This window comes from Streptomyces sp. GC420 (assembly GCF_009916105.1).
Taxonomy (GTDB): domain Bacteria; phylum Actinomycetota; class Actinomycetes; order Streptomycetales; family Streptomycetaceae; genus Streptomyces.
In genome coordinates this window covers 1-10,203 of record NZ_JAAAXQ010000307.1, presented here as the reverse complement: position 1 = coordinate 10,203, position 10,203 = coordinate 1, and the positions used below count along the sequence as shown (strand labels likewise).

10 protein-coding genes and 1 pseudogene are annotated in these 10,203 nt (G+C 71.8%); 9 read left to right on the top strand and 2 right to left on the bottom strand.

Translation table 11 applies throughout. The features are described from left to right. Positions 1–19: 19 nt before the first annotated feature. Positions 20–727 carry a helix-turn-helix transcriptional regulator gene (locus GUY61_RS28835; RefSeq protein ID WP_166633195.1) on the bottom strand — a complete coding sequence of 236 codons (708 nt, stop codon included), beginning with the start codon at positions 725–727 and terminating at the stop codon, positions 20–22. Positions 728–798: 71 nt separating this feature from the next. Continuing rightward, on the bottom strand, positions 799–2,022 hold the full coding sequence (locus tag GUY61_RS28830) for a YihY/virulence factor BrkB family protein (RefSeq protein WP_166633194.1): 1,224 nt from the start codon (positions 2,020–2,022) through the stop codon (positions 799–801). A gap of 17 nt (positions 2,023–2,039) precedes the next feature. On the opposite strand from GUY61_RS28830, the gene GUY61_RS28825 reads away from it, so the two are divergent. From GUY61_RS28825 to GUY61_RS28790, 9 genes and pseudogenes are all read left to right on the top strand, one after another. Next, positions 2,040–3,677, top strand: coding sequence for an acyl-CoA dehydrogenase family protein (locus GUY61_RS28825; protein ID WP_166633193.1), 1,638 nt, complete (start codon positions 2,040–2,042; stop codon positions 3,675–3,677). A gap of 394 nt (positions 3,678–4,071) precedes the next feature. Then, a complete protein-coding gene (locus GUY61_RS28820; protein WP_243766822.1) occupies positions 4,072–5,322 on the top strand; it encodes a helix-turn-helix domain-containing protein in 1,251 nt (416 codons plus the stop codon). A 44-nt stretch (positions 5,323–5,366) separates the two neighbouring features. Continuing rightward, positions 5,367–5,942 (top strand): GNAT family N-acetyltransferase, encoded by a 576-nt coding sequence (locus tag GUY61_RS28815; protein ID WP_166633191.1) that lies wholly within the window; start codon positions 5,367–5,369, stop codon positions 5,940–5,942. Between the two features lie 307 nt (positions 5,943–6,249). After that, on the top strand, positions 6,250–6,333 hold the full coding sequence (locus tag GUY61_RS41655; protein WP_313896922.1) for a putative leader peptide: 84 nt from the start codon (positions 6,250–6,252) through the stop codon (positions 6,331–6,333). A gap of 131 nt (positions 6,334–6,464) precedes the next feature. Continuing rightward, positions 6,465–8,162 (top strand): nitrite/sulfite reductase, encoded by a 1,698-nt coding sequence (locus GUY61_RS28810; RefSeq protein WP_166633190.1) that lies wholly within the window; start codon positions 6,465–6,467, stop codon positions 8,160–8,162. A 304-nt stretch (positions 8,163–8,466) separates the two neighbouring features. Beyond that, the gene (locus tag GUY61_RS28805; protein WP_166633189.1) at positions 8,467–8,646 is read left to right on the top strand and encodes a hypothetical protein; all 180 of its coding nucleotides are present in this window, start codon (positions 8,467–8,469) and stop codon (positions 8,644–8,646) included. After that, on the top strand, positions 8,643–9,359 hold the full coding sequence (locus GUY61_RS28800) for a phosphoadenylyl-sulfate reductase (protein WP_166633188.1): 717 nt from the start codon (positions 8,643–8,645) through the stop codon (positions 9,357–9,359). Before GUY61_RS28805 ends, GUY61_RS28800 begins: the two co-directional genes overlap by 4 nt. After that, complete coding sequence (cysC, locus tag GUY61_RS28795) at positions 9,356–9,940, top strand: adenylyl-sulfate kinase (RefSeq protein ID WP_313896921.1); 585 nt, start codon at positions 9,356–9,358, stop codon at positions 9,938–9,940. The genes GUY61_RS28800 and cysC overlap by 4 nt, the downstream gene beginning before the upstream one ends. Before the next feature lie 91 nt (positions 9,941–10,031). Next, positions 10,032–10,203: pseudogene (locus GUY61_RS28790) on the top strand (sulfate adenylyltransferase small subunit); the annotation flags it as partial.

Here is a 10,203-nt window from a genome sequence, read left to right as displayed (position 1 = left end):
GGTCCACACCCCCACCGACTCACGACCCCACCGGAGCGCTCGCGTCCGGTCGGCTCCGGACGAGGTCTCCCAGCGCGGCGCCCGCCAGTTGCCGCACATCCCTGGCCAGGTGCGCCTGGTCCGCGCAGCCGACCGCCACCGCCACCGTCGCGAAGGGCGTCCCGGACCGGGCCATCGCGAGGGCGCGCTGCAGGCGCAGCACGCGGGCCAGCGTCTTGGGGCCGTAGCCGAAGGCGTCGAGGCAGCGGCGGTGCAGTTGGCGGGGGCCGAGGCCGACGGCGCGGGCCGTCTCGGCGACCGTACGGCCGGCGGCCAGCGCGGCGGCGACGGTTTCCGGCACCGGATCGGGTCGGCCGACCTCGCCGGCCCTGCGCAGGGCCAGCGCGTCGAGGGCGGCCGCCCGGTCCGCCGCGTCGCCGACGCGCTCGGACAGGTGCCGTACCCGGCCGGCTGGCCAGAGCTCGTCCAGCGGCACCCGCCGGTCGCGGAGTTCGCATGCCGGCACACCGATGAGGAGCGCGCCGGTGCCGGGGGCGAAACGGACCCCGCTGTACCGGGTGCCGGGCGGATCCGTGACCGGGTGGGCGGACGTGTCGGGGCCCGCGACGATCAGGCGGCCCTCGCTCCACATGAGGTCCATGCAGCCGTCCGGCAGCACCGGGTTCCCGGTGACGGTGGCCGTCCACAGCACCGCGCCTTCGACCCGGGACGTCCTCTCCTCGTACACGCCTCCAAGGCTAGGCCGTGCCGGGAACCGCGCGGGCGCGGACGGCCCACGACGGCCTGCCGCCGGAGCGCTCAGTCCCGCTCCGGGCGCCGGGACGGCGCCGCGCGCTCCTCCGGCGAGGGCCGCGCGGGCGCGGACGGCGCGGACGGCTTCGAGGAGTCGTGGCGCCGGTGCGTCCGCAGCCGGGCCGTGACGTCCTCCGGGGGCAGGAACTGCGCCCAGCGCTCGGGGAACTCGGACGGCATGTCGACGTTCTCCCCGTCGTCGTCCTCGTACTCGTCGTCCTCGTCCTCCGCCGCGGCCCGCGCCGCCGCCCGGGCGACGACCTCGGCGGCCCTCGCCTCCCGCGCCCGCTCGTTGGCCTCGCGGGCCGCGGCCGTGGCCACGGACGGCCAGACCCGGTCGATGGCCGCGTTGACCGCGGCGCCCACCAGCACGGCGAAGGCGGAGACGCCGATCCACAGCAGAACGGCGACCGGCGCCGCCAGGGAGCCGTAGATCGTGGGCCCCTCGATGGTGCTGGTGATGTAGATGCGCAGCAGGAAGCTTCCCAGCACCCACATGCCGAGGGCGACGAGCGCGCCGGGGATGTCCTCTATCCACGGCGAGCGGACCGGCACCGACACGTGGTACAGCGTGGTCAGGAAGATCACCGAGAGCACGGTGACGACGGGCCAGTACAGCACCACCACGACCTCGGCGCTCCACGGCAGGATCTCGATCACCGCGTCGGGCCCCGCGACCGTCAGCGGCAGTACCACCGAGCCGATGAGCAGCGCCACGAGGAAGAGCAGGAAGGCGAGCAGGCGGGTCTTCACGATGCCGCGCACCCCGTCGAGCCCGTACATGACGGTGATCGTGTCGATGAAGACGTTCACCGCCCGCGAGCCCGACCAGAGGGCCAGCAGGAAACCTATGGAGATGACGTCGGGACGGCCGCCCTCGATCACGTCGTCGAGGAGCGGCTGGGCGATGTCCTTGACGCCCTGGTCGGACAGCACGGTCCTGGACGCCTCGATGATGTTGTTCTCGAGGCTGATCACCGTCTCCGTACTGATCCACGCGTCGACGTAGCCGAGCAGTCCGATCACGCTGAGCAGCAGCGGCGGTACGGAAAGGAGGGTGAAGAACGCGGCCTCCGCGGCGAGTCCCAGAACCCGGTATTCCACGCAGGACTCGACGGTGTCCTTGACGAGCAGCCAGGCCATCCGGCGTTTCGAGACATTCCGGTACAAGGCCCTGGCCCTGTGGAGCCGGCCCTTCGGCTGCTCGGGTGTTTCCTTTGCCTGCTGCACCTCTTTACCGTATCGGCATGGCAGGCAGCACCCACACAGTGACCAATCAGGCTCCGCCCCTGGTCGGATACGACATTTTCGCCGCCGACCGGACCCTGACCGAGGCGGTCGAGCGGTACGTGGCGCCCGAGCGTCTGGACCCGGTGCGCAAGGAACTCGGCGAGCTCGGCCGCAGCGCCGGCTCGGCGCAGGCCCAGGAGTGGGGGGCGCAGGCGAACGACTACCCGCCGGTGCTCCGTACGCACGACCGCTACGGCCACCGCATCGACGAGGTGGACTTCCATCCCGCCTGGCACCGGCTGCTCGGCCATGCCGTCGGCGCCGGGCTGACCGACGCCTGGGGCCGGCCGGACGGGCACGTGCGGCGCGCCGCCGGGTTCCTGGTGTGGACGCAGGCCGAGGCGGGCCACGGCTGCCCGCTGTCGATGACGCACGCCGCCGTGCCCTCGCTGCGGGTGGACCCGGAGCTGGCGGCCGAGTGGGAGCCCCGGCTGACCTCGCACGTCTACGAGCCCGAGCTGCGCCCTCCCGGGGAGAAGCCGGGCGCCCTGTTCGGAATGTGCATGACGGAGAAGCAGGGCGGCAGTGACGTGCGGGCCAACACGACCGCCGCGCGGCCGCTCGCCGCGGCCGGCGAGTACGTGCTGACCGGGCACAAGTGGTTCTGCTCGGCTCCCATGTCGGACGCGTTCCTGGTCCTCGCCCAGGCGCCGGGCGGGCTGACCTGCTTCTTCGTGCCCCGCGTGCTTGCCGACGGCACCCGCAACGCCTTCGCCGTCCAGCGGCTCAAGGACAAGCTGGGCAACCGGTCGAACGCGTCCGCCGAGGTCGAGTTCGACGGGACGACGTGGGCGCGCCGGGTCGGCGAGGAGGGACGCGGCGTGCGGACCATCATCGAGATGGTGGCGGCGACCCGCCTGGACTGCGTACTGGGGTCCGCGGCCATCATGCGGCAGGCCGTGGCACAGGCGATCCACCACGCCACCCACCGCGGCGCCTTCGGCGGTCCGCTGGCCGACAAGCCGCTGATGCGCAATGTCCTGGCCGATCTGGCACTGGAGTCCGAGGCGGCCACGGTGCTCGCGATGCGGCTGGCGGCCGCGTACGACAGCGAGGACACGCACGACAGGGAACTGCTGCGGCTCGCGGTGCCCGTGGCCAAGTACTGGGTGACCAAGCGGTGCACCCCGCTCGCGGCCGAGGCGCTGGAGTGCCTGGGCGGCAACGGCTACGTCGAGGAGTCCGGGATGCCGCGGCTGCTGCGCGAGTCGCCGCTGAACTCGATCTGGGAGGGTGCGGGCAATGTGCAGGCCCTCGACGTGCTGCGGGCGCTGCGGCGCGAGCCGCGGGCGCTGAACGCGTTCCTGAACGAGGTGGGGCGGGCGCGCGGCGCCGACCACCGCCTGGACGGTGCGATCAAGAACCTGCTCACCGAGCTCGCGGAGCTGGAGAACGTCGAGGGCCGGGCCAGGCGGCTGGTGGAGCGAATGGCGCTGGTGCTCCAGGGTTCGCTGCTGGTGCGATTGGCGCCGGCGGCGGTGGCGGACGCCTTCTGCGCCTCGCGGCTGGGCGGTGACTGGGGTGCGGCCTTCGGCACGCTGCCGGCCACGCTCGACCTGGCGTCGGTGGTGGACCGGGCGCGAGTGGAGATCTGACGGAGCCACAGGCCGGGACTGCCGCGGTTCGGGCCACCGCACCCGGCGGTTCACAGCAGGGGGTGGTGCTGCGCCGACACGGCACCACCCCCTGCTCCATGCCTCCGGTTGCGGAAGAGGCACGTACGCCGTGGCGTTGTCCCCAGCGTCACCGTTCACGCCGTCGGGCGCGAGAGTTGCACAGGGTTGCATAGGTTGCGTCGGGTTGCGGCCCGTTGCCGGATACCCGTGTGCCCAGGGGCCGCGGAACGGCAGGATGGGACCTCGACAGGTCTTCGGGAGAGATCTTCGGGAGAATCGACTGGTGAAGAGGACTGCCGCCGAGCGCGTCGGAGATGCCGGGGTCGATTCCGTGTCCGGACTGTCGGCGTCCGTGCGGGAAGCCGGGCGGGTGATGGCCGGGATACGCGAGACGGCGCTGGCCGGACGGCCGCCGCTGACCGAACCGCGCATGGTGATCGGCGAATCGTGGCGGCGGATGATCGCCAAACAGATCGACCCGGAGACCGGCAACTTCAAGGACGTGCTCTCTCCGGAGGAGGTCGAGCGCCGCAGGCAGGCCTCCCCGCTCGCCGAGGTCATGCCCGTCCTGACGGAGGGTCTGGTCTCGGTCGCGGACGTCGCCTCCCACATCATGATCGTCGCCGATCCGGACGGACGGGTGCTGTGGCGCGAGGGCAATGTCGGGGTGCTCAAGAGCGCCGACCGGCTGGGCTTCGCGGTGGGCGCCTCCTGGGCGGAGGACGTGATGGGCACCAACGGCATCGGCACGGCGCTGGTCGCCGGCCGCCCGGTGCAGGTGTGGCACGCCGAGCACTTCGTACGGTCCCTGCACCCCTGGACCTGTGCCGGCGCACCGATCCGTGACCCCAGGGACGGCCGGCTGCTGGGGGTGGTGGACCTCAGCGGGCCCGCGGCCACGATGCATCCTGCGACACTGGCGCTGGTGACGTCGGTCACCCGGCTCGCGGAGGCGGAGCTGCACACCCGGCACCTGCTGGAGATCGAGCGGCTGCGGTCGGTGGCCGCGCCGGTGCTGTGCCGGATCACCGGGCGCGCCTTCGTGGTGGACGCCAATGGCTGGATGGCGGCGGTCACCGGCATGCCGCCCTTCGACCGGCTGCCGCTGCCGCGGTCGCTGCGCGCGGGGCGGCACTGGCTGCCGTCGTTCGGGATGTGCGCGGTGGAGCCGCTGCCGGGCGGCTGGCTGGTCAAGGTCGGGGACGAGCACGCCGACGGCACGCGGGCGGACACCCCGAACCGGGTGGTGCTGGACCTGAGCCGGCCGCGGCGCTGGTCGGTGACCGTGTCGGGGGCCGCGGGAAGCTGGTCGCAGGAGCTGAGCCCGCGTCACGCGGAGCTGCTGTTCGCGCTGGCCCGCAGCCCGGGCGGGCGCACCGCGGCCGAGCTCGCCAGGGACATCTTCGGCGACCCGACCCGTACGGTGACCGTGCGCGCGGAGATGTCCCGCATACGCCGCACGCTGGCCGGGGTGCTGGCGCACCGGCCGTACCGTTTCTCGGAGGAGGTCGAGGTGGAGATCCTGCCGCCCTCCGACCCTGCTGACCTGCTGCCCCACTCGGCCGCTCCGGTGGTCGGGGCCGCGCGGAGATCGAGTCCGTCGGGCATCGGCGGCGTCGGCTGATCCCGGCTTGGTCGAAATGCGGCCCGGATGATTCCCTGGCACTCATGCGTATCACTGTGACCACCTGGTTCCTGGAGCAGACCTCCCCCGAGGACCTGCGGCCGTCCCGGGAGCCGGGCGAAGGAATCCGGTTCGAGCGGGCCGAGGTGCCCTCGCCGGAGTTCAGCAGGTTCCTCTACACCGCCGTCGGCGGCGACATCCACTGGACGGACCGGCTGGGCCTCGGCTACGGCGAGTGGCGGGAGATCACCGACCGTCCGGGCGCGGAGACCTGGGTGGCGTACGACCGCGGGACACCGGCGGGCTACCTGGAGCTCGACCCGCAGGACGAGGGCGCGGTGGAGATCAAGTACTTCGGCCTGATCCCGGCGTTCCGGGGCCGGGGCATCGGCGGCCCGCTGCTGTCCTACGGCACGGCGCGTGCCTGGGACCTGGCGGAGCGCTGGCCGCAGCGGCCGCCGACGAAGCGGGTACTGCTGAACACGTGCAGCAAGGACAGTCCGCAGGCGCTGGGCAACTACGAGCGCCGGGGCTTCCGGGTGTACGAGACCCGGACGGCCGAGGAGGACCTCGGCCCGACCCCCGGGCCCTGGCCGAACGCCGGTCCCACGGCCTTCTGACCCCACGGACCCAAAGACCCCCTGACCCCGACCCGGCGGGCCTCCGATCCCGCGGCCCTCCGATCCCGCGGCCCTCCGTCCCGCGGGCTCCTGCTCCTACGGGTCTCCGACCTCACAGGCCGGAGACCGCCCGCCCCGGTCCCGGGCCCCACGCCCGGCAACGCCTCCCCTCGCGCGGGGCGTTGGGGCGGGCCGGACCCCCGGCCGACTGTGACCGAGACCACGCTTGTCCCGCCATTCGAGACGACTATGTCCAGATGCTGGATAAAGGTGGACTGTGTCCAGATCGCCGTGCCACGCTTTCGTCATGTCTCGAACTGGAATTGCCTTGGTGAGTCGGCGGCACGTCGACCTCGGCCGCATGTCCAGTGCGATCTGTCCGGCGGGCTGACCAGACCAGCGAACCGCCGCATTCCCACTTTTCCTCTCACCCGCGCCGCGCTGCGCCCATTTTGGCGCGCGCCCATCGGCGCAGGTCAGTAGCCGTATCCCGCGCTTCGAAGTCCCGAAGGACGTATGACCATGGCCGCCACCCCCGACCATCCGACCTCCGCCACGCCCCGACGCAGGCCGGGTCGCCACCGCGGCGAGGGCCAGTGGGCCAGGGGTCATTTCACCCCCCTGAACGGGAACGAGCAGTTCAAAAAGGACGACGACGGTCTCAATGTGCGGACACGCATTGAGACGATCTACTCGAAGGCCGGCTTCGACTCCATCGACCCGAACGACCTGCGCGGGCGTATGCGCTGGTGGGGGCTCTACACCCAGCGCAAGCCCGGGATCGACGGCGGCAAGACCGCGATCCTGGAGCCGGAGGAACTGGACGACGAGTACTTCATGATGCGCGTCCGCATCGACGGCGGCCGGCTCACCACCGAGCAACTGCGCGTCATCGGCGAGGTCTCCCAGGAATTCGCGCGCGGCACTGCCGACGTGACGGACCGTCAGAACATTCAGCTGCACTGGATCCGCATCGAGGACGTCCCCGAGATCTGGCGCCGCCTCGAAGCGGTCGGCCTGTCCACCACCGAGGCCTGCGGCGACACGCCCCGCGGCATGCTCGGCTCGCCGGTCGCCGGTATCGCCGAGGACGAGATCATCGACGGCACGCCCGCCATCGAGGAGATCCACCGCCGGATCGTCGGGAACCCCGCCTACTCGAACCTGCCGCGCAAGTTCAAGACCGCGGTCTCCGGCTCGCCGGTGCTGGACGTGGCGCACGAGATCAACGACGTCTCCTTCGTCGGCGTCGACCACCCCGAGCACGGCCCCGGCTTCGACGTCTGGGTCGGCGGCGGACTGTCCACGAACCCGCGATTCGGGGTGCGGCTCGGTGCCTGGGTCCCGCTGGACGAGGTCGCGGACGTCCACGAGGGCGTCATCAGCATCTTCCGCGACTACGGCTACCGTCGGCTGCGCAACCGCGCCCGGCTGAAGTTCCTGGTCGCCGACTGGGGCGCGGAGAAGTTCCGCCAGGTGCTGGAGGACGAGTACCTCAAGCGGAAGCTGACCGACGGCCCCGCTCCCGCACAGCCGGTCCAGCGGTGGCGCGACCACATCGGTGTGCACCGGCAGAAGGACGGCCGGTTCTACGTCGGCTTCGCGCCGCGCGTCGGCCGGGTGGACGGCACGGTCCTCACGAAAATCGCCGAACTCGCCGAGAACCACGGCTCCGGCCGGGTACGCACGACGGCCGAGCAGAAGATGATCGTCCTCGACGTCGCCGAGGACCGGGTCGACTCGCTCGTCGCCGGACTCGAGTCGCTGGACCTCCGGGTCACCCCCTCGCCCTTCCGGCGCGGCACGATGGCCTGCACCGGCATCGAGTTCTGCAAGCTCGCCATCGTCGAGACCAAGGCACGCGGCTCCGCGCTCATCGACGAACTGGAGCGCCGCCTCCCGGACTTCGAAGAGCCACTCACCATCAACATCAACGGCTGCCCGAACGCGTGCGCCCGTATCCAGGTCGCGGACATCGGTCTCAAGGGCCAGCTGGTCCTCGACGACCGCGGCGAGCAGGTCGAGGGCTACCAGGTGCACCTGGGCGGCGCTCTGGGCCTGGAGGCCGGCTTCGGCCGCAAGGTGCGCGGTCTGAAGGTCACCGCCGAGGAGCTGCCCGACTACGTCGAGCGCGTCCTCAAGCGCTTCCGGGCGGAGCGTGAGGAGGGCGAGCGCTTCGCCGCCTGGGCCGCCCGCGCGAGCGAGGAGTCGCTGTCGTGACCCCCGCGAGTGAGCCGAGGGGGCGCGCCTGCGCCGAAAGGGAGAACGCGCACAGGCCGCGAGGAACGAGTGACCGAGCACGATCGACCGTCGGCACAGGCTTCGGCGCCCCGGAGACGAACCGAGCCCCGCAGGAACAGGAAACCGACGTGACCCCGGCGAGTGAGCCGAAGGGGCGCGCCTGCGCCGAAAGGGAGAACGCGCACAGGCCACGAGGAACGAGTGACCGAGCACGATCGACCGTCGGCACAGGCTTCGGCGCCCCGGAGACGAACCGAGCACCGGAAGACAGGGAGCCGCTGTCGTGAGCGAGCGAGCCGCACCGTTCTACTGCCCGTACTGCGGGGACGAGGACCTGCGCCCCGGCGAGACCGGGCACGGCACATGGGAATGCGCGGCGTGCAACCGGGCCTTCCAGCTGAAGTTCCTCGGGCTGCTGGCCCACGGGCTTCGGCGCAACGACGCGGAGGGGAACGCGACATGAGCACTCTCACGGAGACCGAGGATCCTAAGGCCGCCGGCCTGAAGGCCCTCGCCGAGCAGGCGGGCCGCGAGCTGGAGGGTGCTCCGGCGCTGGACATCCTGCGGTGGGCGGCCGACACCTTCGGCCGGCGCTTCTGCGTGACGTCCTCGATGGAGGACGCGGTGGTCGCCCACCTCGCGTCCCGCGCGATGCCCGGCGTCGACGTCGTCTTCCTCGACACCGGCTACCACTTCCCGGAGACCATCGGCACCCGCGACGCCGTCGAGGCCGTGATGGACGTGCGCGTCGTCACTCTGACGCCGCGTCAGACGGTGGCCGAGCAGGACGCCGAGTACGGCCCGAAGCTGCACGACCGTGACCCCGACCTGTGCTGCCGGCTCCGCAAGGTGCAGCCGCTGGAGGAGGGCCTGAAGGGCTACGACGCCTGGGCGACGGGCCTGCGCCGCGACGAGTCGGAGAGCCGGGCCAACACCCCGGTCGTCGGCTGGGACGAGAAGCGGCGGAAGGTGAAGATCTCGCCCATCGCCACCTGGACGCAGGATGACGTGGAGGCCTACGTCGCAGAGCACGGGGTCCTCACCAACCCGCTGCTGATGGACGGTTACACCTCCGTCGGCTGCGCCCCCTGCACCCGGCGTGTGCTGGAGGGCGAGGACGCCCGCGCGGGCCGCTGGGCGGGCCGCTCCAAGACCGAGTGCGGACTGCACCTGTGACGACGACCAACGACCTTGATGTACAGGAGACTTCGATGAGCGTCCGGCAAGAAGGGGCCACGGTGTGGCTCACGGGTCTGCCGAGCGCGGGCAAGACCACGATCGCCCACGCGCTGGCGGAGCGGCTGCGCGCTGAGGGTCACCGGGTAGAGGTGCTCGACGGCGACGAGATCCGTGAGTTCCTCTCCGCGGGACTCGGCTTCGGCCGCGAGGACCGGCACACCAACGTGCAGCGGATCGGCTTCGTCGCCGAACTCCTCGCCTCCAACGGGGTGAAGGCGCTCGTTCCGGTCATCGCCCCCTACGCCGACAGCCGCGAGGCGGTCCGCAAGCGCCACCAGGCGGAGGGCACGGCGTACGTCGAGGTGCATGTCGCCACCCCGGTGGAGGTGTGCTCCGTACGCGATGTGAAGGGCCTGTACGCCAAGCAGGCGGCCGGTGAGATTTCCGGGCTGACCGGGGTGGACGACCCCTACGAGGCGCCGGAGGCACCGGACCTGCGGATCGAGTCGCAGAACCAGACCGTGCAGGAGTCCGCCGCGGCGCTGCACGCGCTGCTCACCGAGAGGGGCCTGGCATGAGCGGCGCGCGGGCGGCCGCCGGGCCGCGGACGAACCCGAAGGCCGTACCTTCGCGCCTCGCGGGCGGAGAAGCTCAGGAAGGGGTTGCGGCATGACGACTGTCGCGCACATCAGTGAGGACACGGCGAACCCTTACGCTCTGTCGCACCTCGACGTCCTGGAGTCGGAGTCGGTGCACATCTTCCGCGAGGTCGCGGGCGAGTTCGAGAACCCGGTGATCCTCTTCTCCGGCGGCAAGGACTCCATCGTCATGCTCCACCTCG

Bases quoted from the DNA above. Each gene is read 5' to 3' on its own strand.
- GUY61_RS28825 (WP_166633193.1), top strand. From the start codon at position 2,040: ATGGCAGGCAGCACCCACACAGTGACCAATCAGGCTCCGCCCCTGGTC.
- GUY61_RS28820 (WP_243766822.1), top strand. From the start codon at position 4,072: ATGGCCGGGATACGCGAGACGGCGCTGGCCGGACGGCCGCCGCTGACC.
- GUY61_RS28815 (WP_166633191.1), top strand. From the start codon at position 5,367: ATGCGTATCACTGTGACCACCTGGTTCCTGGAGCAGACCTCCCCCGAG.
- GUY61_RS41655 (WP_313896922.1), top strand. From the start codon at position 6,250: ATGTCTCGAACTGGAATTGCCTTGGTGAGTCGGCGGCACGTCGACCTC.
- GUY61_RS28810 (WP_166633190.1), top strand. From the start codon at position 6,465: ATGGCCGCCACCCCCGACCATCCGACCTCCGCCACGCCCCGACGCAGG.
- GUY61_RS28800 (WP_166633188.1), top strand. From the start codon at position 8,643: ATGAGCACTCTCACGGAGACCGAGGATCCTAAGGCCGCCGGCCTGAAG.